The sequence below is a fragment of the Mesorhizobium kowhaii genome, assembly GCF_003253745.1.
Lineage (GTDB): Bacteria > Pseudomonadota > Alphaproteobacteria > Rhizobiales > Rhizobiaceae > Mesorhizobium > Mesorhizobium kowhaii.
Map to the genome: position 1 here is coordinate 379,653 of NZ_MZXV01000013.1, position 25,598 is coordinate 405,250.

Sequence of the window (25,598 nt, forward strand, 5' to 3'; positions counted from 1 at the left end):
GGTGGCACGCGCCAAGGGCTGACAATGCTTGACGAGCCGGAGCAATGAGCACGAGCCCGCTACGCGTGGCGGTCATTGGCGGCGGCATCGGCGGCGCCGCCACTGCTGCTGCCCTGCTTCAACGCGGCATGGACGTCCGTCTCTATGAACAGGCGACGGCCCTGACCGAGGTCGGTGCCGGCGTCGCGATCCAACCGAACGGTGTCCGGATGCTTCGGCGGCTCGGCCTCGGTGACGAGTTGATCCGCTCGGGGGCCAGATGGATCGACCCACAGTTTCGTCGCCCCGATGGATCGTATGCCGCCGTGATGTGGCCCCCCGAGCTTGCCGGCCAAATCGAGTTCTACGGCATGCACCGCGCCGATTTGCTGGCAATGTTCGTCGATCGGCTACCTGCCGACATTGTGAAGGCCGGCCACAGATGTATCGGCTTCGAACAGGACGATGAGCAGGCCGTCATCACTTTCGCCAATGGTTTGCGCACCACGGCCGACGTCGTGATCGCCGCTGACGGCATCCATTCAACCCTTCAGCAGTTCGTAGTCGCCCCGTCCGCCCCGCTCTATTCGGGATCGGTCGCCTATCGAGGGGTGATCCCGGCGGCTGGTGTCTCGTGGCCGCCAGGAGCGATGCGCAACTGGCTCGGTGCAGGCAAGCATTTTCTCGTCTTTCCGGTGCGGGCCGGCCTGCTCATCAACTACGTCGGCTTTGTGACGACTGACGAGCCGATGAAGGAGTCATGGTCGGCACGGGGCGATCCCTCCGCCCTTGCCCGGGAGTTCGCCGGCTGGGACCCAATGGTTGAGACGATCATTGCCCAACTGAAAACTGCGTTTCGGTGGGGCCTGTTCGATCGTGAGCCGCTCGCAAGCTGGACTCGCGGACGCCTGACCCTGCTGGGCGACGCGGCCCACCCAATGCTGCCGCATTTGGGACAAGGAGCCAATCAGGCCATCGAAGATGCAGTTGCCCTGGCGACCGTGCTGAGCCACGCGGACCGCAAGTCAGCCCCACGGGCGCTGCTGATTTACGAGCAGCTACGGCGCGAGCGGACTGCCGGCGTCCAGCGCATGTCGCGCGTGAGTGGTGCTCGCTATGACGCATCCAGTGGCGATTTGCATAGCCGCGACCGCAAGCTTGACGCTCAGCCGCAGGAACGCGCCTGGGTGTGGAATTACGACGCCGACGCCGAAGCTGAGGCAGCCGCCGCTTCGCTCTAGACTAGGCAAAATACTCCTGCAGCGGCCGCACTTCGAGGTTCCCCGCCTTCAGCGCTGCAATCGCCTCGGCCACCGCAGCCGCACCCGACAGCGTCGTGTAATACGGCACCTTCTGCATCAGCGTGGCGCGGCGCAGCGACTTCGAGTCCGACACCGCCTTCTGGCCATCCGTGGTGTTGAAGACGATCTGCACCTGGCGGTTGCGGATGGCGTCTTCGATGTGCGGGCGGCCTTCCAGCACCTTGTTGATCTTCTCGGCGACGACGTCGTTTTCAGCGAGGAAGCGCTGCGTGCCTGAGGTCGCCAGCACCTTGAAGCCGAGGCCGGCCAGGCGCTTGACCGCCGGCAAGATGCCTTTCTTGTCCTCGTCGCGCACCGAGACGAACAGCGTGCCGGAGCGTGGCAGGTCTACGCCGGCCCCTAACTGGCTCTTGGCGAAGGCGAGCGCGAAGTCGCGGTCGAGGCCCATGACCTCGCCGGTCGAGCGCATTTCCGGTCCGAGCAGAATGTCGACGCCGGGGAAGCGGGCGAAGGGGAACACTGCTTCCTTGACCGCGATGTGGCCGGGGCTTCTGGGGTCGGGCATGGCGCCGTAATGGGCGAAGGCGCCTTCGAGATTCTCGCCGGCCATGATGCGGGCGGCGATCTTGGCAATCGGCCGCCCGATGGTCTTGGCGACGAAAGGCACGGTGCGTGATGCGCGCGGATTGACCTCCAGCACATAGACCGTGCCGTCCTTGATTGCATACTGCACGTTCATCAGGCCGCCGACATTGAGGGCTCGGGCAAGGGCGGCCGTCTGGCGCTCCAGCTCGTCGACCAATTCCGAAGGCAGCGAGTGCACCGGCAGCGAGCAGGCACTGTCGCCCGAATGGATGCCGGCCTCCTCGATGTGTTCGAGAATGCCGGAGACGAAGGTCGCCTTGCCATCGCAGAGGCAATCGACATCGACCTCGATGGCGCCCGAGAGATAGGTGTCGAACAGCAGCGGGTTCTTGCCCAAGAGCGTGTTGATCTGGCCGGTCTTGTCGTTGGGGTATTTCTGCTTGATGTCCTCCGGCACCAGGCCGGGCACGGTGTCGAGCAGGTAGGATTGCAGCATGCCCTCGTCATGGATGATCTGCATGGCGCGGCCGCCGAGCACATAGGAGGGGCGCACCACCAGCGGGAAGCCGAGCTCGCCGGCGACGAGGCGGGCCTGCTCGACCGAATAGGCGATGCCGTTCTTCGGCTGGGTCAGGCCGAGCTTGTGCAGCAGCTTCTGGAAGCGGTCGCGGTCTTCGGCCAAATCGATCATGTCGGGCGAGGTGCCGAGGATCGGGATGCCAGCCTTCTCCAGCGCGTCGGCCAGCTTCAGCGGCGTCTGGCCGCCGAACTGGACGATGACGCCGACCAGTTCGCCCGACGCCTGCTCGGCACGCAGGATTTCCAGCACGTCTTCCGCCGTCAGCGGCTCGAAATAGAGCCGGTCCGAGGTGTCGTAGTCGGTCGAGACGGTCTCCGGGTTGCAGTTGATCATGATCGCTTCATAGCCGGCGTCGCGCAGCGCAAAGGCGGCGTGGCAGCAGCAATAGTCGAACTCGATGCCCTGGCCGATGCGGTTCGGCCCGCCGCCGAGGATGACGACTTTTTTGCGCGACGAGACCTGCGCCTCGTTGGCGAGCGCGCCAGCAAACGGCACTTCATAGGTCGAGTACATGTAGGCGGTGGGCGACGCGAACTCGGCCGCGCAGGTGTCGATGCGCTTGTAGACCGGATGAACGTCGAGCTTTTCGCGGATATTCTGGATCACCTCGGCGTCGGTTTTGGTCAGCGAGGCGAGGCGGGCGTCGGAAAAACCCATCGCCTTCAGCATGCGCAGGTTGACGGCATCGCCAGGGATGCCGTGCTCGCGGATGCGGGCTTCCATGGCGACGATGCCAGCGATCTGCTCGAGGAACCAGGGGTCGATCTTGCACATGGCGTGCACGTCTTCCAGCGATGTGCCCATGCGGATCGCCTGCGCCACCATGCGCAGCCGGTCGGGCGTCGGCGTGCCGAGCGCGGCGCGGATGGCGTTGCGGTCGTCGGCACGGTTGGCGGGCGCAGTCCCATGGCCAAGGCCGGGGATCTCGATCTCGTCCAATCCGGTGAGGCCGGTCTCCAGTCCACGCAGCGCCTTCTGCAGCGATTCCTGAAAAGTGCGGCCGATGGCCATGACTTCGCCGACCGACTTCATGGCGGTGGTCAGCACCGGCTCGGCGCCGGGGAACTTCTCGAAGGCAAAGCGCGGGATTTTGGTGACGACGTAATCGATCGACGGCTCGAAGGAGGCGGGCGTGGCGCCGCCGGTGATGTCGTTCTCCAGCTCGTCCAGCGTGTAGCCGACGGCGAGCTTGGCCGCGATCTTGGCAATGGGGAAACCGGTCGCCTTCGAAGCCAGAGCGGAGCTGCGCGAGACGCGCGGGTTCATTTCGATGACGACCAGCCGGCCATCGGCCGGGTTGACGGCGAACTGCACGTTGGAGCCGCCGGTCTCGACGCCGATCTCGCGCAGCACCGCGATCGAGGCGTTGCGCATCATCTGGTATTCTTTGTCGGTGAGCGTCAGGGCAGGGGCGACGGTGATGCTGTCGCCGGTGTGCACGCCCATCGGGTCGATGTTCTCGATCGAGCAGACGATGATGCAATTGTCCGCCTTGTCGCGGACGACCTCCATCTCATACTCCTTCCAGCCGAGCACGCTTTCCTCGATCAGCACTTCGGTGGTCGGCGAGGCGTCGAGGCCGGACTGGACGATCTCGTAGAATTCGGCGCGGTTGTAGGCGATGCCGCCGCCGGTGCCGCCCATGGTGAAGGACGGGCGGATGATGGCGGGCAGGCCGACATGGTCGAGCGCCTGGGCGGCGATTGCCATGGCGTGGCTGATGTAGCGCTGCTTGCGGTCGCCTTCGCCGAGGTTCCAGCGGGTTTCCAGCGCATCGAGCGCGGCATCGAGATCGGCCGGGGCCTCGGCCTTGACGGCGGCACGCTCGGCCTCATGCGTCTTGCGGTCGGTGTTCTTGACGTCGGTGGCGTTGGCCAGCATCGACTTCGGCGTTTCCAGGCCGATCTTCTTCATCGCCTCGCGAAACAGCGCGCGGTCCTCGGCCTTGTCGATGGCATGCGCGTCGGCGCCGATCATCTCGACATTGTAGCGGTCGAGCACGCCCATGCGGCGCAGCGACAAAGCGGTGTTGAGCGCGGTCTGGCCGCCCATGGTCGGCAGCAGTGCGTCGGGCCGTTCCTTGGCGATGATCTTGGCGACGACTTCAGGGGTGATCGGCTCGATATAGGTGGCGTCGGCCAATTCCGGATCGGTCATGATGGTGGCCGGATTGGAATTGACCAGGATGACGCGGAAACCTTCTTCCTTCAGCGCCTTGCAGGCCTGGGTGCCGGAATAATCGAACTCGCAGGCCTGGCCGATGACGATGGGGCCGGCCCCGATGATCAGGATCGACTTGATGTCGGTGCGTCTTGGCATGGGCGAAAGTTCCGTTCGGCGGGCGGCTTGCACAAAAAACCGGGACGGGAAGACCCGGCCGGTTGTGCTCGCGATTCTGGTATCAGGCTAGGAGGGCCTTATAGGGAAGAGTTTTGCCCGATGTAACCCCGAAAATGCGGGCAGGGAAGTAGGGCAGTAGGGGTTCGAGCGCGTTGTAAACATACTGCCTTACTGCCCTACTCCCTTACTCCCCTAAGAAACTAACCGCCCAGCACCAACCGATCAGTAATCTCGAAGCGTTCGGAGACGCCGACGCGGATCATGTTCAGGCTGCCTTCGCGGGTGAAGCGGAAGTCGCTGCGCGCGTCGGAGCCGGCCGGCTTGCCGGCGACGAAGGAGATGACGCGGGTGCCGCCATCGGGCCAGGTGACCGTGACGTCGGCCTTGTCCGTGCCAGCGCGCACGACGCTGACCGCACAACGCGTCATCGGCTCACCGACATAGCGGGCGCAGGGAATCTCGTTGGTGGCATCGGCGGCATGATCGGACGGCGGTTCCAACCGCGCGACGGTCTGCGGGTCAGGCGGCGGGGCAGTGGATGCCAGGGCCGCGACCGGCTCTTCGATCTCGCCGGTCGTCGGGTTTTCCTGCGCAGCGAAGGCCAGGCCGTAGGCATCCTGCATAGCCGTCTGGCCGATTTCGGCGGCTGATTTCAGCGTGCTTTGGGCCCCAGCCACCGGATCAGCGCCGCCCAGCCGCTCCGTCAGGTCGGGCGGTGGTGCGACCGCCGGCTGCGGCTTTGCAGGACTGTCCGTGCCGGTGGTCTGCGGGCTGTCCGGCGGCTGTGCCTGGTCGGCCTCATTGCCGCTGGAGGCGACCTCCGTCGCATCGACCGGTTTTGTCTGGCCTTCGACATAGGGGGCCGGATTGAGGGGGGTGAGGTAGCGCGCCGGCGCCCATCCGCTCAGCTTTTCCTTGCCGGTGCTCTCGATCTTGCACCATTCGTGGCCGTTGACGTCGTTGCAGCCGAGATTGGTGACGCTGTCGCCGACGGCCAGACGCGTTTCGACCTTGGCGATCGGCGATGCGGTCGCGCGGACATTGAGAAGATCGTCCGGTGCCAGGCCGGTGACGATGGAGATGACGAGATCCGACGCCTCTTCGGCCATGGCAATGGCCGGCCATGCCGCCATCAGCAGCGGAACGGCAATCAGCGCAGGCAGGGTTGTTCGGAGCGTAACTGTGCGCCTCATCATTTGGCCGTGCGCTGATACTCAGAGACACTATGCACGCTGCGGGTCGAGTCCGCCGCATGCCCGGCCGGTTTTATAAGGGACGACGTGCCGCCATGTAAGCCCGAAAATTCGACCCTGGCGGCAAGAACGCAAGGGCGTTCAGCCTGGCATAAACGCAAGCGCGTTTATCCGGGCATAAACCCCGTCCTGAGCGCGTGGGCCCATTCCGGGCGTCCTGCCAGTTCGGCCTGTCTGGCCGCCGCCTCATGGTCGTAGTCGACGGCGATGGCCTCGAAACGGTCGGGCTGGCCCGCGCCTAGGGTGACGATACCATAGCGCGCATGCGGCGAGCCCTGCTCGGAGACATGCGCCGGCGGCGTCGAATCGTCATAGGCGGGGCAGCCGATGCTGCCGGGATTGAAGATGACCGGACCACCGGGAATGCGGATCAGCTCCGCCCGGTGGCTATGGCCGCACAGCGCGATACGGCAGGCGGGGTCGAGTGCCTTCAGCCGCCGCCGGATCGCCGCCAGAGGGGCGCGGACCAGTTGGCCATCGGTGATCGCATCGAGCAGATATTTCTCATCATGGTCGGGGCGGGCGTGGAAGGCGATGATGCCGGGCGCGATCTCCAAGGTGAGGGGTTGAGCGAACAGCGCCTCGCGCTGCGCCCGCGTCAGCCGCTCCTGCGCGTAGGCGTCGGAAGGCCACATCGCGTCGTCGGCCGGGTCGGCGGCGACGCGACGGTCGTGGTTGCCGCGCACCGTCGGCAGGTTGAGTGCTTCCAGCCGTTCCATCGTCTCGCGCGGCCACAGCGGGCCGGAAACGCTGTCGCCGAGGTTGACGGTCAGGTCGGCGCCGCCGCGGTGCTTCAGATCGTCAAGCACGGCGTCCAGCGCCAGCACATTGCCGTGGATATCGGCGAAGACAGCGATGCACATTTTGGGTGGCTCCGTTGGTGAGGCAACGTTTCTCAAGCGAGGGCGAGGAACAGCCTCAGGCGGGGATTTCGAGGTCGTGGCCGCCGACCGCGGGCAGCGCGGGATCGTCTCCGGCCGCGGCGATAACGCTGTCGAGCAGGCCGGGGAAGCGGGCGTCGAGGTCGGCGCGGCGCAGCGTGATCATCCGGTTGGTGCCGACCACCTCGGCGCGGGTGACGCCGGCCTCGCGCAGTTTGGCGAGGTGGTAGCTGAGATTGGTCTTCGAGCCGAGATCGAGGAACTGGCTGCAGTTCAACGGCACGCCTTCCTTGCTGGCGAGATAGCGCACGATGGCGAGCCGGGTCGGGTCGCCGAGCACGCCGAGCACGATCGGCAGGCTAATCTGGTCGGTATTGGGGTGTGGCAAGGTCATCGCCGGAACCTAAGCGCAGTTCGGGCCGATTTCAACGCATCCGTCCGGCCGTGGCCCTGCACACTGTTTCTCCGTTTCATGACCCGTGCTGACCGACTGTGCTGACACAGGGCTGTCAGGAGGGTTCAGCTATTTTCCCCTGGCTTCATTGACATCATGCCCTGTCATGTCCAATTGTTCAATAACCTTTGAACTAAGGACACCGCCCCATGGACAAGCGCCTCTTCTGGCTTGCGCTCGGATCGTTCACGATCTCGACCGAAGGCTTCGTCATCTCCAGCCTTCTGCCCGACATCGCGGCGGACGCCGGCATTTCCATTCCGCTGGCCGGCACGCTGATCACCGCCTTTGCGCTCGCCTATGCGGTCGGCACGCCGATCCTGGCGACGCTGACCGGCGAATGGGACCGCCGCCGCGTCATCCTGTGGACGCTGGTGTTCTTCGTCATCGGCAACATTGCCGCCGCCTTGAGTTCCTCCTTCGAACTTCTGTTGATCGCGCGCATCGTCATGGCGCTGTCGTCCGGCTTGTTCGCCGCGACCGCGCAGGGCACCGCGGTGGCGCTGGTCGATGACCATCACCGGGCCCGCGCCATTGCCGTCGTCGTCGGCGGCACCACGGTGGCCGTCGCCGTCGGCGCGCCGCTCGGCGCGCTGGTTGCGACGATCGCCGGTTGGCGCGGCACCTTCTACGCCATTGCCGGCCTCGGTGCGCTTGCCGGCGCCATCCTGTGGTACCGGCTGCCGCGCGGCATTGTCGGCACCAGGCTGCCCCTGAAGCGCCGGCTGGCGGCGGCCCTGCGTCCCGGTGTCATGCCGATCCTTTTGACGACATTGCTGGCGCTGACCGGTGCCTTCACCGTATTTGCCTATGTCGCGCCGCTCGCCATCGAGGGCGGCGGGCTCAGCCAGATCGCGCTGCCCGGCATGCTGCTCGCCTTCGGTGTCGGCGCCGTGATCGGCAACATTGCCGGAGGCCAGGCAGCGGATCGCTTCGGCGCAACGCGCACCGTCGGCTGGTCGCTGGCGCTGAGCGCCGCCATGCTGGTCCTGCTGTCGGTCATACCGACCTTCCTGCCGCCCCACATTGCCGGGCCGGCGCTGATGGCGATGATGGTGCCTTGGGGCATTGTCGGCTGGGCGTTCCCGCCGGCGCAGGCCAGCCGCATCATCAAGCTGGCGCCCGACGCCGCCCCGATCGTGCTGTCGCTCAACGGCTCGGCGCTTTATCTCGGCGTGGCGCTGGGCGCGGTGGTCGGTGGTGCCGTGCTGCGCTACGGCGCGCCCGCCGATCTCGGCCTGGTCGCCGCGGCCTTCCCGCTGATCGGGCTCGGCATCGTGCTGGCCGGTCGGCTGGTGAAGCCGGTTGCGGTCCCGGCAGAATAGAACGGTCCTTGGATCGCCGGCCGGCTCAGCTGGCTGGCAAATCAAAATCCAGCGCGGCGATGTCATCCAGCGCCGCGCGCAGTTTTGCCGCCTGATCCTTGCCGACCACATCCTCGAAGCGCTGCTGGGCGACGCTCCACAATTTCATCGCCTCGTCGAGCTTGACCAGACCCCGCGGCGTCAGCCGCACGCGCTTGATGCGGCGATCGTCCGGATCGGCAAAGGTCTCGACATAGCCGTCGCGGATCAGCGGCTTCAGCGTATGACCGAGCGCCGACAGGTCCATGATCAGGGAGGCGGCAATGGCGCCCATCGCCGGCTCGTTGCCGATATGGATCTGGTAGAGCAGGCCTTGCTGCGTGGCTTTCAGGCCCGAGGGCGCCATCACATCATCATAGAACTGGCCAAGCTTGCGCGCCGCGCGACGCAGCATGGCGTTGTTGCAGAGTGTCAGGCCGGGCAGGGTGTCTTTCGACATGATGTTATCCTTAGCGACGGCGACAGGATGTCCGCCCGCAGCGTCCATAAATAATCCCCGTTCCGATCATTGACAAGATAGTGGCATATGCCTATTTCGTTAATGGTGGCATATGCCACTAAATGAAATCAGATGATTTTGGCTACGGCGAGGGCGATTGCCCACGGTGCCGGCGGCCGGGTTGAACGAAGCAAATCAGTCGAAGAAGGAACAGGACAATGAGTGGACAGGACAACAAGGGCACGGCGGTCGTCACCGGTGCTTCGGCAGGCATCGGCGCGATCTATGCCGACCGGCTGGCAGGACAGGGCTATGATCTGGTGCTGGTGGCGCGGCGCGCCGACCGGCTCGAGGAACTGGCGGAGAAGCTGCGCTATGCCTACGGCCGCAAGGTCAGCGTGATCGGCGCCGATCTGGCCGACGACAATGATATCCGCCGCGTCGAGCAAGTGATCGCCGCCGACGACAGCGTGACGCTGCTGGTCAACAATGCCGGCATCGGCGGCCAGCAGGTCGTCGCAACGGCCGACGCCGATGCGGCCGAGCGGATGATCAAGGTCAATGTCATCGCCTTGACGCGGCTGACCCGTGCAGTACTGCCGGGGCTGGTGGCGCGCAACCGTGGCGCCATCGTCAACATCGCCTCGGTGCTCGCCTTCGACACCTCGTTCGGCGGCATCTACAGCGGCACCAAGGCCTATGTCGTCAACTTCACCGAAGCCCTGCAGCGCGAAGTTGCTGATACCGAGGTGAAGGTGCAGGTGGTGTTGCCGGGGGCGACCCGGACCGATTTCTGGGAGCTTGCCGGCAGCGATATCGACAGCCTTCCGCAGGAGATCGTCATGACGGCCGATGATCTGGTCGATGCCGCGCTAGTCGGGCTGGCCAAAGGCGAAGCCGTCACGGTGCCGGGGCTTGCCGACGCGGCCAAGCTGGACACGTTCCTCGGCGCGCGGCAAGCCTTCTACGGCAGCCTGCATGCCGACAAGCCGGCGGCACGCTACGCGGCTTGATGAGAGCGTGGCGGTTGGCGTTTAGGCCGACCGCCACATCGGAATGATCGAGGCGGCAAGCACCAAGCCAAGCACGACGTTGAGCGCGCGCCATTGCCACTCGGTCTTGAGCAGCCGGGCGAGCAGCATGCCGGCCACGCACCACAGCGACAGCGAGGCAGCCGCCGCGAGGCCAAAGGTGGCGCCGAGCAGCAGCGCAAGCTGCAGCGGGCCGCTGGCCAAAGCCGCGAAAGAGGCCGCAGCACCCAGCCCCATCGCCCAGCCCTTGGGGTTCATCCATTGAATGCCGGCGCCGCCGAGAAAGCTGTTCGGTCTGGCCATGGTCACGTCCAGGTTGGGCGGGCCGCTGCGGCCGATCTTGATCGCCAGCCAGACGAGATAGAGCGAGCCGATGACCTTCATCGCCAGTTGCAGCGAGGGCACGGCAAGCAGCAGGCCGGCAAGCCCGGCCGCCGCGGCCCCTGTCACGGTGGCGAGGCCAGCGGCGCTGCCGACCAGCAAGGGAACGGAACGGCGAAAGCCGAACTGCGCGCCGGACGCCGTCGACAAGGTCGTGGCGATGCCGGGCGTAGTGGTGGCAACGATCGCAAACAGGACGAGGGGGATGATGGACTCGAGCATGCGGCTTCCTCTGTAGGAAGTTGCCATCGTAGCCACGCGCGAACTTCAGTAAATGCAATGTTTGCCATGGTTGGCATTAGCAGTCATAATGCCAGCCATGATCCGAAATCTCGACATGGCGTTGATCCGCACCTTCGTCACCGTCGCCGACAAGGCCAGCATGACGGCGGCTGCCAATGCGCTGCACCTGACACAGGGCGCGGTCAGCCAGCAGGTCAAGCGGCTGGAGGAGGCGCTTGGTTCCAGCCTGTTCGAGCGCGACCGGCGCGGCTTGCGGCTGACGCGCGCCGGCGAGCGGCTGTTCGGCAAGGGCAAGCGGCTGCTCGGCCTCAATGACGAGATCTGGGCCGAAATGGCGGGTACCCCGGTGGCCGGCCAGGTGCGGCTCGGCGTGCCCTACGATCTTGTCGGCACCTTGCTGGCGCCGGTGCTGAAGCGCTATGCCGAGACCTATCCGCAGGTCGAGATATCGCTGGTGTGCGCCTCGTCGCCGGAACTGGCCGCCGCCCTTGCGGCGGGAACCATCGACCTTGCGGTGATCGAGGAACGGGTCGGCCCGTCGGCCGGCGAGTGCCTTGCCATCGACCGGCTGGTCTGGGTCGGCGCCAAGGGCGGCGTTGCCCGCGCCAAGCGGCCGCTGCCGGTCTCGATCGTTGCCGACACCTGTGCCTTCCGACCGGCGGTGCTGTCGGCGCTCAGCGAGCATGGGCTGGAATGGCGCACCGTGTTCGAGAACGGCAACATCGATGCGACGACGGCGACCGTGCGCTCCGATCTTGCGGTCACCACATGGCTGGCCTCCACCGTGCCGGCCGATCTCGACATATTGCCCTTGGAGTCCGGGCTGCCGCCGCTGCCGAATTTTGCCATCAACCTGCATCTGCCCAGGCACGGCGTCGGGCTCGCAGCGCAGGAGTTCGCGCGGCATATCCGTGACGGGCTGGCGCGGCGACTGGTGGCGGCTTGAGGGTTGTAGACTTGGGTTCCTCGTCCCCACGAATGTGGGGGAGAGGTGGCTCGGCGCAGCTGAGACGGAGAGGGGACTGGCGCGACGGTGCCCAGTTCCAATGGGCATTCGTTCTACGAAAACCCCCTCTCCGTCCGCTTCGCGGCCACCTCTCCCCCGCTCCGGCGGGGGCGAGGAACCCAGGTTCTGAAATCTCTTCCGCTACTTCCAGGTCTTGCGCCGCTCGATCTCTGCCTCGGATGGCTTCTCCGGCGCGAACGATCCAGCCTTGATCTCGCCGCCGCGCTCATAGGTCGCCATGATGACACCGGTGCTCGAGGCCTGCGAGCGGGTCAGCTTCAAGGCGGAAGGCATTGTGCCGTTGCCGAACAGCCGTTTGCCCTTGCCCAGCACCAGCGGAAAGATCAGCAGGCTGATCTCGTCGATCAGATCATTGGCCAGCAAGGTCTGGATCAGGTCGCTCGACCCCTGGATGAGCAGATCCGGGCCGTCTTCCTGCTTCAACTGGCGCAGCGTCGCCACGACATCGTCGCCCAGCGACTGGCTGTTGTTCCAGGTCAGCGTGTCGTGCCGGTGCGTCGCCACATATTTGGTGACGGCGTTGAAGCTTTCGGCGATCGGGTCGTTGTCCTGGTAAGGCCAGTGGGCGGCGAAGATGTCGTAGGTCTTGCGGCCGAGCAGCAGGTCGAAGGGCTTGGTGAAGGTCTCGCCCATGAACGCGCCCATGGCATCGTCCCAGTAGTGGAACGTCCAGCCGCCGAACTTGAAGCCGCCGACCGGATCCTCTTCCGGACCGCCGGGGGCCTGCATGACGCCATCGAGGCTGACGAATGTCGCTGCGATGATCTTTCTCATTCCAATACTCCCGTTCTTCAATCCACACCGTCGTGGCCGGACTTCAACCCAAGGACGAGCGACCGGTCACCCGTCCGACACTCCATGTGAAATTTCTGGCCATGTGAAATTTCTGGCAAACCCGCCATCGGCGCGTCAATTGCGTGGCCTGCCACCGAGGCTGCGCGAGGAGAACCAGACATCGCCGAAGATCGCGGTGGCGGTGCGGTCCGGCGCCTTGTCCGACGTCAGCCAGATCGAGCGGCTGCGCGCGGCCTGGTCGCGCGTCGGGATCTTCGCAGCAGGGCCTGCAACCGAGGCGCCGACACATGGAATGAACCACGAGCGCATGAAGGGATCGCAAGCAAAGCCCTTTTCGGTGCGGGTCACTATCACCGCAAGCGGGACGCGCTCGGCCGGGCGCCAGGGAAAGATCATGCGGCCGCCTGGCCGCAGCGCCTTCAGCCATCCCGCCGGTGGCGCAGCGACGCCGGCATTGACATAGATGACGTCGGATGGCGGCAAGGGCGTCGTCACGGCGTCACCATGGACGACTGTTGCATTGCCATAGGCTTCGAGATTTTGTCGTGCGAGTTCGGCCAGCTTGGCGTCGAGTTCGAAAGCGGTGACGGTGCCGCCGGGGGAAACCAGCCTGGCCAGCACCGCGGTGTAGTAGCCGGTGCCGGCGCCGATGTGGCAAACGGCCTCGCCGGGTCTCAGTGCAAGCTTCCCAATCCACATGGCGTGCAGGAACGGCTCGCCATTGTTGATGCCCTTGGCGTCGTCGAGCGCCACCAGCACGTTCTGGTAGATGTGGGCCGGATCGGCGCTCGGCGTTGTGATCTTGCCGTTGCCGGCGACGATCCTCCACGGCCCGGGGCCGAGGAAGGCTTCGCGCGGCACTTCGGCGAAGACCGCCTCCAGGCGCGGATCGCGCGAGCCGGCGTTGGCGGCCATCAGCCGCGCGTAGAACGTCCTGATGTCTTCGATCCCGGTCATGACGCGGGACAAGATAGCGCGGATTGCCGATTTGTCGCGAGATTACCTCTTCGCAGAGGGCAGTCGATTTCTCGGCGACGCCGAAACTCAGCCGACCCCGAACATGGTGTCGTAGAGCAGCTTGAAGTTGAGCACCAGGATGACCGCGGCGACCACCCAGGCCAGTGCGGCGACGCTGCGCGGAATGGCAAGGTTGCCCATCTTCTTCTTGTCGGAGACGAACTGCACCAGCGGGACGACCGCGAAGGGCAGCTGCATCGACAGGATCACCTGGCTGAAAACCAGCAACTGGCCGGTGCCCTTTTCGCCATAGAGCGCGGTGACGACCACCACCGGGATGATGGCGACGCCGCGTGTCAAAAGCCGGCGTGCCCAGTTGGGGATGCGCAGGCGCAGGAAACCTTCCATGACGATCTGGCCGGCCAGCGTCGCCGTCACCGTCGAGTTCAGGCCGGAAGCCAGCAGCGCCACCGCAAACAGGATCGAGGCGATGCTGAGGCCCAGCAGCGGCGACAGCAGCTCGAAGGCCTGGCCGATCTCGGCGACATCCTGGTGGCCGGTGTTGTGGAAGGCAACCGCCGACACGATCAGGATCGAGGCGTTGACGAACAAGGCCAGCATCAGGGCGATGGTCGAGTCCGTCGTCGCCCATTTGATGGCGTCGCGCTTGCCCTTGTCTGTGCGTTCATAGGCGCGGGTCTGCACGATCGAGGAGTGCAGATAGAGATTGTGCGGCATGACGGTGGCACCGATGATGCCAATGGCGATGTAGAGCATCGCCGGATTGGTGACGATCTCGGACGACGGCACGAACATGGCATGCAGGATCGAGCCGGCCGGCGGTGCGGCAACAAAGATCTGGATGGCGAAGCAGCTGAAGATGATGATCAAAAGCGCGATGACGAAGGCTTCGAGATAGCGAAACCCCTTGTTCATCAGCAGCAGCACGAGGAAGGCATCGAGCGCGGTGAGCATGGCGCCGCCGATCAGCGGAATGCCGAACAGAAGTTGCAGCGCGATCGCCGTGCCGATGACCTCGGCCAGGTCGCAAGCGATGATGGCCAGTTCGCAGGCGATCCACAGCACGAAATTGACCGGACGCGGATAGTAGGCGCGGCAGGCCTGGGCGAGGTCGCGCCCGGTGGCGATGCCAAGGCGGGCGGCCAGCGCCTGCAACAGGATCGCCATCAGGTTGGACAGCATGATGATGAACAGCAGCGTGTAGCCGAACTGGGCGCCTCCGGCGAGGTCGGTCGCCCAGTTGCCCGGATCCATATAGCCGACCGAGACCATGTAGCCGGGGCCCATGAAGGCGAACAGCCGGCGGAACCAGACGCCCGAACTCGGCACTGCGATGGAAGAATTGACTTCCCTCAGGCTGGGCTGGTCGTCCTCCTCGGGCCTGGCGAACCGCCATGTGGACCGGGAGGCTGTGGCTTCGACTTCAGACATGAGGGGGCTTTCCGCGAGACGTGCTGATGTTCCCTTAAGCTATGCCATGGCTCAACATTATGCAATATGCTATATTTCATTGTCGGTGCTTTTTATTCGGTTCCCGTGTCAATGCACTAAATTTGCAATCGGGACCGCCGGTTGCACCTGTGGCGGAATGCAAATAAACGGGCTGAAGAATCAGAGCCCGTGCTATAAATGCATCGACGGCTAAACTCCCAGGAGGGGCGCGCATTGGCGCTGAAGAACAGACCGGTCCCGCGCGAAAAGCCGCTGCCTGATGCCGATGTCCATTCGGAAGGGTTCAGGCACACGCGCGAAGCGCGCCGCAGCGCGCTGGTCGAGGATTATGTCGAGCTGATCGCCGACCTGATCGAGGACGGCAACGAGGCGCGCCAGGTCGATATCGCGGCACGGCTCGGCGTCGCCCAGCCGACGGTGGCCAAGATGCTGACCAGGCTGTGCGCCGACGGCCTGGTGTCGAGAAAACCCTATCGCGGCGTGTTCCTGACCGATACCGGCCGCAAGGTCGCGGAAGAGAGCCGCATCCGCCACCAGACGGTGGAAGCCTTTTTGCGCTCGCTCGGCGTCAGTGCCGAAACGGCGCGCATCGATGCCGAGGGCATCGAGCACCATGTCAGCGCCGAGACGCTGGAAGCGTTCCGCAAGGCGATGACGGCGGCGCGCTGAGCCGTATCGCTGTTGATTCCCACCTGCGAGCCGCTGGAACCGCCTGATGTTACGCACGTTGCTACTGACACCGCGCGATTGTCGCGCGTCAAGGGAGGAAGCGATGGGCGTTGAACAGGCACCGACCGCAAAGGGCAAGCAGGCGGCCAAGGGATTGAAGCAGGCGGCGGCGAAGGACGAGCGCAAGACCGAGGCCGAGACCGGTCACGCGCTGAAGAAAGGCGCCGCGCGTTTCGAGGAGCGCTCGAAAAGCTCCGACGGCAAAAGCGCTGGCGCCAAGCAGCGGGACTAGGCGCTCCCTTCATGCAGGCTGCCTGAGCCGCGTGCGGCAAGCTCACTCCCTGACATCCTGCACCCAGCTGCGCGGATGGCCGTCGACGCGGAACTGGAAGATGAAATAGGGCGGGATGCAGGTGCCTTCGCCGGCTTTTGCCTCCGCCAGGTCATCGTAGCCGGCAGTGCAGATATAGTCCTCGCGGCAGGGATGCGCCTTGTCGCAGGCGCGCAAGCCGGCGGTCTTGGTGAATTCCTTGGTGCAGAATTTGTGGTCCTTGCCCGATGCGATGCAGTCGTTGAAGCCGGTCTTGGCCAACCGGCCACACGTCGCCTCGTCGGGAAGCTTGTCGCAGCTCGCCTTGCGCAGCATGCCGCCGGGAAAGCCGCCGGTCTTCTGCTGCGGATTATCGTAGCGCTGGCGTGCGGCGCCATAGCCGGCGAGCTTGACCAGCGGCTTCTTGTCCCGCGCCGGATCGATGGCGCATGCCTTGGCGGTGGCCGGCGACAGGCGGCAATACTGGTCGTTGCCCCATGTCGACATTTTTATCTCGCCGAACTCGACGGGGTCGCCGACCGCGGTGCCGGCCTCGCTGACGCAGGTGCCGAAGCCCGGATGGATGGCGCTTTCGTGGACGCCGGCGCAGCGCAGGCCTTCGCCGCAACTCCAGTCCTTGAAGCTTAAATCCTCGCCGCGGTAGCAGATCGAGCCCCAGCCATTGTAGAGATCGGTGCCTTTCAGCGCCTCGGCATATTTCTGGTCCGGACGGGCGGCGAAACCTCTGGTGAAATCGGGGTGGCCGCCGGCGGCGAACTGCTCGACGATGGCGCGGCGGCGCGGCAGGTCGGCAAAGAACACGGCCGAGCCCGGCACGAAGACGGCGTTGCGGCGCGGCTCACTGGCCGGATCGGCGCCTGTAAGGCGCTCTTGGCCAGGAATTTTTCGTCGACGACCAGCCGGCCATGGTCGAGGTCGTAGATGTTGCGGTCGGTGAGCAGCCATTTGGCGAAGGACGGCTTGTCGGCCAGCACGATAGCCCTGTCGATCTGGTTCTCCATCTTCGATTCGTAGAAGCTCGAGGTGGCCGGATTCCATTTGAAGATCTTCAGCAGGTACTCGGCGTGGCCGCCGAAATCGCGCCGCGTCGAGGCCGATAGCCTGAGCACCTGCATGTTGAGTTCGAGCCGCATGATCTGCGACGAATTCAACATGGCGCCGGAGAGCGGCCCTTCGTCGGAACGCAGCCAGGCAGCGAGCTGATCGGGCGGCAGATCCTTCTTCCCGGCGGCAAGCCAGCGCTTGGCGATTTCGGTGCAGGACACATCGGTGGCGCTCGGCAAATCCTTTGAAGCGCGGGCCTGTGCCCGCGTGGGCTTGGCGTTGAACACCAGGCTCATGGTCAGCGGCAGGCGCGAGGAAATGCGCTGGCTCACCTTTCCCTTCACCGGCTTTTCCGCGACCGAATAATGAAAGCGATAGATCAGCCGGATCTCGCCGCATTCGGTGTGGCCGAGATAGCCGCGATCCATGCGGTTGACGACGCCGGTCAGGTCGAGCGTCGAGCCGTCGTCGTCGATGTATTTCGGATTGAATTTCTGGCTGGTGTCCGTCGACTTCGCCATGGCCGCGACATAGGGGTCAGGGCTGGTCTTCGGCTCGTCGGCGATCTGCTGCTTGACGGTGTCGCGCACCGTCGCCAGCGCCGGCACCGAAAACAGGCCGCGATTGTCGACGTCGCGGGTGAGGCCGAGTGCTGGGCCCAGCAGGCGGCTGATCGACAGGCCGCCACGCTCCAGCGCCTGCAAGGTGGCGGGATCGGTGACGGCAACGCTGGAATCGAGCGTCACCGCGCCGGCTGCCCGTAAGCCAAGGCAGCTCAATGCCAGTACAATCAGCATTCGGGCCAGTACAAGCAGCATTCGGCCGATCGTTCGCAAGCGCTCCTCGCCCCCTTGGTTCAGGCGATGCTACAGGGCTTGTCTTCTCCCGGCCAGAGCGGCGCAGCCGCCATGCCGGCACTGCCTGGGCCGGCGAAAAATGCTGTGACTTGGCGCAACCATTGCGATAATTGTTTGTTGGGTTGAGCCGGGCTTACCGGGACAATGGGGAAGTTCGCAGCGCGAGGAGTTGCCATGCTCTGGAGAGGCCGTCGTCAGAGTGACAATATCGAGGACGACCGCAGCGACAGCGGCGGCGGCGGACTCGGCGGCGGCAGCCCCGGTCAGTTCCGTATCCCGATCGGCGGCCGTGCCGGTGGCGGCGGTAGCATCTTCCTTGTCATCCTGGTGGTGCTGGCCGGATGGTATTTCGGCTTCGATCCGTCGACGATCCTGGGCGGTGGCGACGGCGGCCAGATCACCGACAACAGCGGTGGCCAGGACAGCGGCGCTACGCCCGCCAACGACGAGATGAAGCAGTTCGTGGCCACCGTGCTGGCTGAGACCGAAGACACCTGGACCGGTATCTTCAAGTCTCAAGGGTTGACCTACGAGGACCCGAAGCTGGTGCTGTTCAGCGGCCAGGTCCGCTCGGCCTGCGGCTTTGCCTCCGCGGCGGCCGGACCTTTCTATTGTCCCGGCGACCACAAGGTCTATCTCGACATGACCTTCTTCCAGCAGCTCGACCAGCAGTTCGGCGCTTCGGGCGAGTTCGCCCGGGCCTATGTGGTCGCCCATGAGATCGGCCACCACGTGCAGAACCTGACCGGCATCATGTCCAAGTTCAACCAGATGCGGCAAGGCATGAGCGAGGTCGAGGCCAACCAGATGTCGGTGCGCATCGAGCTCCAGGCTGACTGTTTCGCCGGCGTGTGGGCGCATTACACCGCGCAGAAAGGCATATTGGAGCAGGGCGATTTCGAAAGCGCGCTGAACGCCGCCAAGCAGATCGGCGACGACACGCTGCAGAAGAAAATGCAGGGCTATGTCGTGCCCGAGAGCTTCAACCACGGCACCTCGCAGCAGCGGCAGACATGGCTGACGCGCGGCTACAAGAGCGGCAAGCTTTCGGACTGCAACACGCTGAGCGGCCCGCTCTGAGAGACTGTTTCCCGAGACTGCCCTGACGGCGAAGCGTCGTCAGGGGATGTCAGGATAAACATATCCGGCCTGTTCCCTTATTGTTCCGTGCGGCAAGCTCGCCTATAAGGTGCGTCCGCCTGCGCCCCAGGGCGAGCAGAGGAGCTTGACCCTTTATGATCGACCCCAAAACCGCCAGACGGGGCCTTGCGCTCGTCTTCACCACGCTGCTGCTCGATATCATCGGCTTCGGCATGATCATGCCGGTGCTGCCGGCCTATCTCAGGGAATTGACCGGCGTCAGCATCAGCGGAGCGGCGATCGAGGGTGGTTGGCTGTTCTTCGTCTATGCTTCGATGCAGTTCTTTTTCGGGCCCATCATGGGCGGCTTGAGCGACCGCTTCGGACGGCGGCCGATCCTGCTCGCCTCGGTGCTGACCTTTTCCATCGACAATCTGATTTGCGCCTTCGCCTGGTCCTATCCCATGCTGTTCATCGGGCGCGTGCTGGCCGGCATTTCGGGCGCCAGCTATTCGACGACATCCGCCTTCATCGCCGACATCTCGAACGATGAGAACCGGGCGAAGAATTTCGGCCTGCTCGGCATCGCTTTTGGCGTCGGCTTCGTCATCGGGCCGGTTCTGGGCGGGCTGCTCGGCACGTTCGGGCCGCGCGTGCCGTTCTATTTCGCTGCCGGGCTGGCTTTCGTGAACTTCCTGATCGCGCTGTTCCTGTTGCCGGAAACGCTCGATGACAAGCACCGCCGCCGTTTCGAGTGGAAACGCGCGAACCCGGTCGGGACGCTTCTGCAGATGCGCCAATACAAAGGCATTGGCTGGATCGGGCTTGTCTTCTTCCTGATGACGCTCGGACACATGATGTATCCGGCGGTGTGGTCGTTCGTCTCCAATTACCGCTATGGCTGGAGCGAGCAACAGATCGGCTTTTCGCTCGGCGCCTTCGGCCTGTGCGGGGCGATCGTCATGGCGACGGTTCTGCCGCGCGTGATCCCCAGGCTTGGCGAGTGGAAGACGGCGGTCATCGGCCTTGCCTTCACGGCGCTCAGCGCCTTCGGTTACGCCTTCGCGTCGCAAGGCTGGATGATCTATGCGGTGATCGTCGCCGGCTGCCTCGAAGCGCTGGCCGATCCGCCGCTGAGGAGCCTCGCCGCTGCCAAGGTGCCGCCTTCGGCGCAAGGCGAACTGCAAGGCGCGATGACCTCGATCTTTTCGATCACTTCGATCATCACACCGCTGCTCTATACGGCGATCTTCTCCTGGTTCACGGGGCCGAATGCGCCGGTGACCTTCGGCGGCGCGCCTTATCTGGTTGGCGCGTGTTTCCTGATGCTGGCGCTCATCGTCTTCGTCACCAAAGTGGCCAGACCGGCACCGCTCAGAAACGTCACCACCGGCGTCGCGGAAGATGGAGCGCAGATATGAGCCATGACGGGCGTATCGCCCTGACCAAGAACGGGCCGTCGCTGTCGCGGCTGGTCTTCGGCGCCTGGCGCCTGCTCGACGGCGCCGGCCGCCCGGATGCAGAAGCGGTCGCCCGGCTGATCGGCACCGCCGTCGATCTCGGCCTGACCAGCTTCGACCATGCCGACATCTATGGGAATTACGAAGTCGAGGCGGCCTTCGGCGCCGGGCTGGCGCGCTGGACAGGCAAGCGCGACGAGATCGAGCTGATCTCGAAATGCGACATCATGCTGGCGTCGGACAACCGGCCGCAAAACCGCCTGAAGCACTACGACACCAGTGCTGCCCACATCACCGCCTCGGTCGACCGCTCGCTTGCCAATCTCGGCACCGATTATCTTGACCTGTTGCTGCTGCACCGACCGGACCCGCTGATGGATGCCGACGAGACGGCGGCAACACTGGCCGGGCTGGTCAAATCCGGCAAGGTGAGGGCGGTCGGCGTTTCCAATTTCACGCCCTCACAGTTCCATTTGCTGGCGTCGCGGCTGCCGTTCACGCTTGCCACCAACCAGATCGAGATGTCGGTGCTGAAGACGTCCGCATTGACCGACGGCAGTCTCGACCATGCGCAGCGGCTCGGCTATGCGCCGATGGTCTGGTCGCCGCTCGGTGGCGGCTCGCTGTTCACTGGACAGGAGGGGCGAGAGGCGCGGGTGCGTGCAGCGCTGGCGGCGGTGGCTGCTGAAACCGGTACCGGCGATCTCGCCGCAGTCGCTATCGCCTGGCTGCTGCGCCATCCGGCGCGGCTGGTGCCGGTGCTGGGCTCGATGAAGCCGGAACGGCTGGCTGCCATGGTCAAGGCGATCGAGATCGTGCTCGACCGCCAGCACTGGTTCGCCATCCTGGAAGCCAGCGAAGGCCGGCCGGTGGCGTAGACCTTCCGAAGGCGCGACGTTTGTGGCGTGCTCCTTGCGGCTGACGTTTGCGCTGCCCCTCACCGGAGCTTTTGCCAATTCCCAACGTTGCAGAAAAAAGTGCCGAGGTTGCGGCCAGCCCCTTCTCCCCGTTCACGGGAAGAAGATGGCGGCAGCCAGATGAGGGGCTGCGCTAACGGCTCGAGTTAAGCCCGCTCCGCCAGCAATTCTTCGCCGCGCTTTTCGCGGATCAGATTGACGAAGCGTCGGAACAGATAGTGCGAATCCTGCGGGCCGGGTGAGGCTTCGGGGTGATGCTGGACCGAAAACACTGGCCGGCCGGTCAGCGTGATGCCGCAGTTCGAACCGTCGAACAGCGAGACATGGGTTTCCTCGACGCCGGCGGGCAGCGAGTCGGCATCGACGGCAAAGCCATGGTTCATCGAGACGATCTCGACCTTGCCGGTTGTGTGGTCCTTGACCGGATGGTTGGCGCCGTGATGGCCCTGATGCATCTTGGCGGTCTTGCCGCCCAGCGCCAGCGCCAGCATCTGGTGGCCAAGGCAGATGCCGAACACCGGAATGTCGGTCTTCAGCAGGTCCTGGATGACCGGCACGGCATAGTCGCCGGTGGCTTCCGGATCGCCGGGGCCGTTGGAGAGGAAGATGCCGTCGGGCTGCATGGCAAGGATTTCTTCAGCGCCGGTCTTGGCCGGCACCACGGTGACCTTGGCGCCGAGGCCGGCGAGCAGGCGCAAGATGTTGCGCTTGACGCCGTAGTCGATGGCAACGACATGCATCGAGGGTTCGGCCTGTTCGCCAAAGCCTTCGTTCCACACCCAGGGCGTCTCGCGCCAGACCGAGGACTGGCCTGACGTGACCTCCTTGGCGAGATCGAGCCCGATCAGGCCCGACCATGCGGCGGCGCGCTGCTTCAGGTCGTCGAGGTCGAAGACGCCATCGGGCGCGTGCGCAATGACGGCGTTGGGCATGCCCTTTTCGCGGATCAGCGCGGTCAGCGCGCGGGTGTCGATGCCCGACAGGGCGACGATGCCGCGCTTCTTCAGCCATTGGTCGAGACCGGTGCCGGCGCGGTAGTTCGACGGGTTGGTGACATCGGCTTTGAACACGGCGCCGACGGCGCCGGCGCGGGCGACCGGATTGAGGTCCTCGATGTCCTCGTCATTGGTGCCGATGTTGCCGATATGCGGGAAGGTGAAGGTGACGATCTGGCCGGCATAGGACGGGTCGGTGAGGATTTCCTGGTAGCCGGTCAGCGCGGTGTTGAAGCACACTTCGGCGACGGCGGAGCCGGTGGCGCCCAGGCCGCGACCCTCGATGACGGTGCCGTCGGCCAGCACCAGAAGGGCGGTCGGCTTTTCGGTGGCCCAAGGGGGCGTCATCTCGGCCAAGGCGGCACTCCTATCAGGCTGCGCGCTTCAAATCGGCCCTGTGGGCCATCGGCGCAGCAAATGGCGCAAAGCGGCGAATTCGCGGCTTCCACGCACTCAAGCTTCAGTTCATGCAAGGCCCAGTACATAGGGGAAGGGGGCAGAGTGGTCAATGATGATGCGAAATCGGGCGCCGATTTATTTCGTCAAGCAATATCAGTGACTTGCCTAAAGATATCAGAGTTTGCGTTGGCTTGCCCTCGGCGCTATTGTCCGCGCCGATCGAAGGAGAAAGCACCATGCGTGGCAAAATCGCCGAATCCCTGAAGAGCGCGATGAAGGCGCAGGACAAGCACCGGCTGCCGACGCTGCGGCTGATCCAGGCGGCCATCCACGACCGCGACATCGCCAATCGCGGTTCGGCCAAGGAGCCGGCCAGCGATGAGGAGATCCTGCAGATCCTGGCCAAGATGGTGAAGCAGCGCGAGGAATCGGCCAAGGCTTTCGACGACGGCAAGCGGCCGGAACTGGCCGCACAGGAGCGCGGCGAGATGGAGATCATCCGCGCCTTCCTGCCGACGCAGCTCGACGATGCCGCGGTAGCCGTGGCGGCGCGCGAGGCGATCGCGGCGACGGGTGCGGCCAGCCAGAAGGACATGGGCAAGGTGATCGCCGCACTGAAGCAGAAATATGCCGGCCAGATGGATTTCGGCAAGGCGAGCGGCATCGTCAAGGGGCTGCTGCAGTAGGGGATTGAGGTCCCGCCTCCAACAGGATGAGGCGGACCTCAAGACCCCTTGCAGATCGGCAGCGGCTGTGGCGGAGGTGCCGGATGATCCTTTTTGTATTGAGCAATCATCGGCTCGAGGGTTTTTCGCGGCCAGAATTTTGGAGCGCCGATTTCCTTCAGGCAGGACGCGTTCCAGTAAGGCCTACCGCCCGACTGCGAACGGTTGGCCGCCACCGCGGCGATGTCGCGTGATTCAGGGTAGATGTAGAGCGTCGTCGGGTTGTCCTTGATCATCGAGATGATCTGTTGGGCATCCGCCGGCGACCAGCTGGTGCAGCCATTGCTGCGGCCGCCGGCGTATTCCACCAGCTTGCCGAACGGCACGAAACCGTCATGGTCGGCATATGAACTGTTCGGATTTTTGCGCAGGCACATGCCGCGCAGCACCTGGGCCGCGTGGCCGCCGATCACCCGCTGCCTGGCGTTAGCAGCTTCGCCCTCGCCGTCGAACTGTATGAAGGTGCGCAGAAATGCGGCGTCCTGTTTCGCGCCGGTGCGATAAAAGCCTTTGAACGACGTTTTCGCCTCGCGGGTCATATAGGCCCCGCCGGCGGTCAATTCCGAATCCATGGCGTTGCCGAAGTTCTTCGAGCAGCGTCTGCCATTTGAAAAATCGAGAGTGCCTCTCAGATTCCGGCCGCCGCCGTGACCCGATGAGATTGCACGAAACGACTGGCTGGCTTCGCAGACGACATAGTATCGGCGCCCCAGCACTCCGTTGCCCAGATCGCCGGGGCGTGTTGCATCCATGGCGAAGTAACAGGGGTTCTTGACGGCACCTTGCGCGACTTTTTTCAGATAGAGCGCGCGCGCCCGCTCCAGAACCACTTGTGAGATCTGACCGTCGCTGTCGCCGACATGGGCCTGCAGCCAGGCTGGAACGCCCGATGGCAGCGCGGCAAACGACCGGGCCGACACCGTCAAGGCGATGACGACAAGGAGGAGGCTGGCGACGACACCCAGCAAGACAGATCTCAACCGCACCGGATCACTACTCCCCGCCAAAGCCATCTTGCGAATCCTTGCGGTGTTTCCGCCAGGAACCAATCATAAAAGACCGCGCGCCAATCGGCGAAACACATCTTGTTTAGCGCACCCGAAAGGAAGCCCGCATGAGAACCGCGGGGGAAGCATACTCCGACTGCTGGTTCAAGGGTTTCGGCGGACTTCTCCACGTCTGTAAAATCCGTGATTTTCGATCCGCGGGGATTGCGCTATCATTTGATTCTGGCGCGGCCCGCGCCTCCTCCCTCCGCCGGGAAAGCATCATTCGTGCGGGGCTATCTATTCACCGAACCAACTGTTCGAGCGCCAGGCATAAGGAGGGGTTGCGAAAACTGTTCGCATCAGGAGGTTTTGCGATGAAGCTGTCCGCGCCCATCTATTACCTGAAACGTCAAGCCAGGCTGTTGTCCCGCCAAGAGAGGCTTCCGCTGCACGAGGCGCTTGACCGTGTTGCGGCACAGGAAGGTTTCGCCAGCTGGAGTCTGCTTGCGGCCAAGGCAAATGAGGCGGCGCCCGTCGGCAGATTTTTTGCACAACTGGCGCCCGGAGACCTGGTTCTGGTCGGGGCGCGACCGGGCCACGGCAAGACACTGATGAGCCTCGAACTCGCGATCGAAGCCATGAAGTCCGGCAATCGCGGCGTGTTCTTCACGCTGGAGTATACGGAGAAGGATGTGCTGGACCGGTTTCGCGCCATCGGGGCGGAACCGGCGCAGTTCAACGACCAGTTCGTATTCGATAATTCCGACGCCATCAGCGCCGACTACATCGTCAAGACTTTGGGATCGGCGCCGCGCGGCACGCTGGCGGTGATCGATTATCTGCAGCTGCTCGATCAGAAGCGGGAAAATCCCGACCTGATGGCGCAGGTTCGCACGCTCAAGGCCTTTGCGCGCGACAGGGGATTGATCCTCGTCTTCATCTCGCAGATCGACCGGTCATACGATCCGGCGAACAAGCCGGTTCCCGATCTCAGCGATGTCCGGTTGCCGAACCCGCTGGATCTGTCGCTGTTCAACAAGACCTGCTTCCTGAACAAGGGCGAAATCCGGTTCCAGGCAGCGAGCTGA

Annotated in this window: 23 protein-coding genes; 11 read left to right on the forward strand and 12 right to left on the reverse strand. The window is 64.5% G+C overall.

The genetic code is table 11. From position 1 onward, the window contains the following. The first annotated feature begins 44 nt into the window (after positions 1-44). A complete protein-coding gene (locus B5V02_RS04285) occupies positions 45-1,220 on the forward strand; it encodes an FAD-dependent monooxygenase (RefSeq protein WP_111542968.1) in 1,176 nt (391 codons plus the stop codon). Between the two features lies 1 nt (position 1,221). Here the strand turns inward: B5V02_RS04285 and carB are convergent, their stop codons facing one another. The 4 genes from carB to B5V02_RS04305 all read right to left on the reverse strand — a co-directional run bounded on the left by carB (position 1,222) and on the right by B5V02_RS04305 (position 7,274). Next, positions 1,222-4,725, reverse strand: a complete 3,504-nt coding sequence (gene carB, locus B5V02_RS04290; RefSeq protein ID WP_111542969.1) for a carbamoyl-phosphate synthase large subunit — start codon at positions 4,723-4,725, stop codon at positions 1,222-1,224. Between the two features lie 221 nt (positions 4,726-4,946). Beyond that, on the reverse strand, positions 4,947-5,942 hold the full coding sequence (locus tag B5V02_RS04295; protein ID WP_167458363.1) for an SH3 domain-containing protein: 996 nt from the start codon (positions 5,940-5,942) through the stop codon (positions 4,947-4,949). Positions 5,943-6,106: 164 nt separating this feature from the next. After that, a complete protein-coding gene (locus B5V02_RS04300; protein ID WP_111542971.1) occupies positions 6,107-6,862 on the reverse strand; it encodes a metallophosphoesterase family protein in 756 nt (251 codons plus the stop codon). A gap of 55 nt (positions 6,863-6,917) precedes the next feature. Beyond that, on the reverse strand, positions 6,918-7,274 hold the full coding sequence (locus B5V02_RS04305; RefSeq protein WP_111542972.1) for an ArsR/SmtB family transcription factor: 357 nt from the start codon (positions 7,272-7,274) through the stop codon (positions 6,918-6,920). Positions 7,275-7,483: 209 nt separating this feature from the next. Between B5V02_RS04305 and B5V02_RS04310 the strand changes: the two genes are divergently transcribed. Continuing rightward, positions 7,484-8,659: an MFS transporter gene (locus B5V02_RS04310; RefSeq protein WP_111542973.1), complete on the forward strand. Its 1,176-nt coding sequence runs from the start codon at positions 7,484-7,486 to the stop codon at positions 8,657-8,659. Positions 8,660-8,684: 25 nt separating this feature from the next. Here the strand turns inward: B5V02_RS04310 and B5V02_RS04315 are convergent, their stop codons facing one another. Continuing rightward, positions 8,685-9,137: a MarR family winged helix-turn-helix transcriptional regulator gene (locus B5V02_RS04315; protein WP_111543727.1), complete on the reverse strand. Its 453-nt coding sequence runs from the start codon at positions 9,135-9,137 to the stop codon at positions 8,685-8,687. A gap of 218 nt (positions 9,138-9,355) precedes the next feature. Between B5V02_RS04315 and B5V02_RS04320 the strand changes: the two genes are divergently transcribed. After that, the gene (locus B5V02_RS04320) at positions 9,356-10,150 is read left to right on the forward strand and encodes an SDR family NAD(P)-dependent oxidoreductase (protein ID WP_111542974.1); all 795 of its coding nucleotides are present in this window, start codon (positions 9,356-9,358) and stop codon (positions 10,148-10,150) included. A gap of 21 nt (positions 10,151-10,171) precedes the next feature. Here the strand turns inward: B5V02_RS04320 and B5V02_RS04325 are convergent, their stop codons facing one another. Beyond that, complete coding sequence (locus tag B5V02_RS04325) at positions 10,172-10,771, reverse strand: LysE family translocator (protein ID WP_111543728.1); 600 nt, start codon at positions 10,769-10,771, stop codon at positions 10,172-10,174. Positions 10,772-10,868: 97 nt separating this feature from the next. Between B5V02_RS04325 and B5V02_RS04330 the strand changes: the two genes are divergently transcribed. Beyond that, positions 10,869-11,738 (forward strand): LysR substrate-binding domain-containing protein, encoded by an 870-nt coding sequence (locus B5V02_RS04330; RefSeq protein ID WP_111542975.1) that lies wholly within the window; start codon positions 10,869-10,871, stop codon positions 11,736-11,738. A 201-nt stretch (positions 11,739-11,939) separates the two neighbouring features. On the opposite strand, the gene B5V02_RS04335 is transcribed toward B5V02_RS04330, so the two are convergent. The 3 genes from B5V02_RS04335 to B5V02_RS04345 all read right to left on the reverse strand — a co-directional run bounded on the left by B5V02_RS04335 (position 11,940) and on the right by B5V02_RS04345 (position 15,023). Next, on the reverse strand, positions 11,940-12,593 hold the full coding sequence (locus B5V02_RS04335; RefSeq protein WP_111542976.1) for a dihydrofolate reductase family protein: 654 nt from the start codon (positions 12,591-12,593) through the stop codon (positions 11,940-11,942). A 135-nt stretch (positions 12,594-12,728) separates the two neighbouring features. Continuing rightward, positions 12,729-13,571 carry a protein-L-isoaspartate O-methyltransferase family protein gene (locus B5V02_RS04340; RefSeq protein WP_167458364.1) on the reverse strand — a complete coding sequence of 281 codons (843 nt, stop codon included), beginning with the start codon at positions 13,569-13,571 and terminating at the stop codon, positions 12,729-12,731. An 87-nt stretch (positions 13,572-13,658) separates the two neighbouring features. Continuing rightward, a complete protein-coding gene (locus B5V02_RS04345; protein ID WP_111542978.1) occupies positions 13,659-15,023 on the reverse strand; it encodes an Nramp family divalent metal transporter in 1,365 nt (454 codons plus the stop codon). A gap of 234 nt (positions 15,024-15,257) precedes the next feature. Between B5V02_RS04345 and mntR the strand changes: the two genes are divergently transcribed. Next, positions 15,258-15,713 carry a manganese-binding transcriptional regulator MntR gene (mntR, locus tag B5V02_RS04350; RefSeq protein ID WP_167458365.1) on the forward strand — a complete coding sequence of 152 codons (456 nt, stop codon included), beginning with the start codon at positions 15,258-15,260 and terminating at the stop codon, positions 15,711-15,713. Between the two features lie 103 nt (positions 15,714-15,816). After that, positions 15,817-16,005, forward strand: a complete 189-nt coding sequence (locus tag B5V02_RS04355) for a hypothetical protein (protein WP_111542980.1) — start codon at positions 15,817-15,819, stop codon at positions 16,003-16,005. Between the two features lie 719 nt (positions 16,006-16,724). Here the strand turns inward: B5V02_RS04355 and B5V02_RS41420 are convergent. Beyond that, on the reverse strand, positions 16,725-17,906 hold the full coding sequence (locus tag B5V02_RS41420; protein ID WP_245445673.1) for a hypothetical protein: 1,182 nt from the start codon (positions 17,904-17,906) through the stop codon (positions 16,725-16,727). Between the two features lie 213 nt (positions 17,907-18,119). On the opposite strand from B5V02_RS41420, the gene ypfJ reads away from it, so the two are divergent. From ypfJ to B5V02_RS04375, 3 genes are all read left to right on the forward strand, one after another. Next, the gene (gene ypfJ / locus B5V02_RS04365; RefSeq protein ID WP_111542981.1) at positions 18,120-19,025 is read left to right on the forward strand and encodes a KPN_02809 family neutral zinc metallopeptidase; all 906 of its coding nucleotides are present in this window, start codon (positions 18,120-18,122) and stop codon (positions 19,023-19,025) included. A 155-nt stretch (positions 19,026-19,180) separates the two neighbouring features. Next, complete coding sequence (locus B5V02_RS04370) at positions 19,181-20,446, forward strand: TCR/Tet family MFS transporter (protein ID WP_111542982.1); 1,266 nt, start codon at positions 19,181-19,183, stop codon at positions 20,444-20,446. Further along, positions 20,443-21,363 (forward strand): aldo/keto reductase, encoded by a 921-nt coding sequence (locus tag B5V02_RS04375; RefSeq protein ID WP_111542983.1) that lies wholly within the window; start codon positions 20,443-20,445, stop codon positions 21,361-21,363. Before B5V02_RS04370 ends, B5V02_RS04375 begins: the two co-directional genes overlap by 4 nt. A 185-nt stretch (positions 21,364-21,548) precedes the next feature. Here B5V02_RS04375 and carA read toward each other — a convergent pair whose 3' ends face one another. Beyond that, positions 21,549-22,754, reverse strand: coding sequence for a glutamine-hydrolyzing carbamoyl-phosphate synthase small subunit (carA, locus tag B5V02_RS04380; protein WP_111542984.1), 1,206 nt, complete (start codon positions 22,752-22,754; stop codon positions 21,549-21,551). A gap of 278 nt (positions 22,755-23,032) precedes the next feature. Here carA and B5V02_RS04385 point away from each other — a divergent pair, with 278 nt between their 5' ends. Further along, complete coding sequence (locus B5V02_RS04385; protein WP_111543729.1) at positions 23,033-23,482, forward strand: GatB/YqeY domain-containing protein; 450 nt, start codon at positions 23,033-23,035, stop codon at positions 23,480-23,482. 38 nt (positions 23,483-23,520) lie between these two features. Here the strand turns inward: B5V02_RS04385 and B5V02_RS04390 are convergent, their stop codons facing one another. After that, positions 23,521-24,507, reverse strand: a complete 987-nt coding sequence (locus B5V02_RS04390; RefSeq protein ID WP_111542985.1) for a hypothetical protein — start codon at positions 24,505-24,507, stop codon at positions 23,521-23,523. A 377-nt stretch (positions 24,508-24,884) separates the two neighbouring features. Here B5V02_RS04390 and B5V02_RS04395 point away from each other — a divergent pair, with 377 nt between their 5' ends. Beyond that, positions 24,885-25,598 carry a DNA helicase gene (locus B5V02_RS04395; RefSeq protein WP_111542986.1) on the forward strand — a complete coding sequence of 238 codons (714 nt, stop codon included), beginning with the start codon at positions 24,885-24,887 and terminating at the stop codon, positions 25,596-25,598.

Excerpts from the sequence above, each read along its gene's own strand:
- B5V02_RS04285 (WP_111542968.1), top strand. The coding sequence starts at position 45 with ATGAGCACGAGCCCGCTACGCGTGGCGGTCATTGGCGGCGGCATCGGC.
- carB (WP_111542969.1), bottom strand. The coding sequence starts at position 4,725 with ATGCCAAGACGCACCGACATCAAGTCGATCCTGATCATCGGGGCCGGC.
- B5V02_RS04295 (WP_167458363.1), bottom strand. The coding sequence starts at position 5,942 with ATGATGAGGCGCACAGTTACGCTCCGAACAACCCTGCCTGCGCTGATT.
- B5V02_RS04300 (WP_111542971.1), bottom strand. The coding sequence starts at position 6,862 with ATGTGCATCGCTGTCTTCGCCGATATCCACGGCAATGTGCTGGCGCTG.
- B5V02_RS04305 (WP_111542972.1), bottom strand. The coding sequence starts at position 7,274 with ATGACCTTGCCACACCCCAATACCGACCAGATTAGCCTGCCGATCGTG.
- B5V02_RS04310 (WP_111542973.1), top strand. The coding sequence starts at position 7,484 with ATGGACAAGCGCCTCTTCTGGCTTGCGCTCGGATCGTTCACGATCTCG.
- B5V02_RS04315 (WP_111543727.1), bottom strand. The coding sequence starts at position 9,137 with ATGTCGAAAGACACCCTGCCCGGCCTGACACTCTGCAACAACGCCATG.
- B5V02_RS04320 (WP_111542974.1), top strand. The coding sequence starts at position 9,356 with ATGAGTGGACAGGACAACAAGGGCACGGCGGTCGTCACCGGTGCTTCG.
- B5V02_RS04325 (WP_111543728.1), bottom strand. The coding sequence starts at position 10,771 with ATGCTCGAGTCCATCATCCCCCTCGTCCTGTTTGCGATCGTTGCCACC.
- B5V02_RS04330 (WP_111542975.1), top strand. The coding sequence starts at position 10,869 with ATGATCCGAAATCTCGACATGGCGTTGATCCGCACCTTCGTCACCGTC.
- B5V02_RS04335 (WP_111542976.1), bottom strand. The coding sequence starts at position 12,593 with ATGAGAAAGATCATCGCAGCGACATTCGTCAGCCTCGATGGCGTCATG.
- B5V02_RS04340 (WP_167458364.1), bottom strand. The coding sequence starts at position 13,571 with ATGACCGGGATCGAAGACATCAGGACGTTCTACGCGCGGCTGATGGCC.
- B5V02_RS04345 (WP_111542978.1), bottom strand. The coding sequence starts at position 15,023 with ATGTCTGAAGTCGAAGCCACAGCCTCCCGGTCCACATGGCGGTTCGCC.
- B5V02_RS04355 (WP_111542980.1), top strand. The coding sequence starts at position 15,817 with ATGGGCGTTGAACAGGCACCGACCGCAAAGGGCAAGCAGGCGGCCAAG.
- B5V02_RS41420 (WP_245445673.1), bottom strand. The coding sequence starts at position 17,906 with ATGCTGCTTGTACTGGCCCGAATGCTGATTGTACTGGCATTGAGCTGC.
- ypfJ (WP_111542981.1), top strand. The coding sequence starts at position 18,120 with ATGCTCTGGAGAGGCCGTCGTCAGAGTGACAATATCGAGGACGACCGC.
- B5V02_RS04370 (WP_111542982.1), top strand. The coding sequence starts at position 19,181 with ATGATCGACCCCAAAACCGCCAGACGGGGCCTTGCGCTCGTCTTCACC.
- B5V02_RS04375 (WP_111542983.1), top strand. The coding sequence starts at position 20,443 with ATGAGCCATGACGGGCGTATCGCCCTGACCAAGAACGGGCCGTCGCTG.
- B5V02_RS04385 (WP_111543729.1), top strand. The coding sequence starts at position 23,033 with ATGCGTGGCAAAATCGCCGAATCCCTGAAGAGCGCGATGAAGGCGCAG.
- B5V02_RS04395 (WP_111542986.1), top strand. The coding sequence starts at position 24,885 with ATGAAGCTGTCCGCGCCCATCTATTACCTGAAACGTCAAGCCAGGCTG.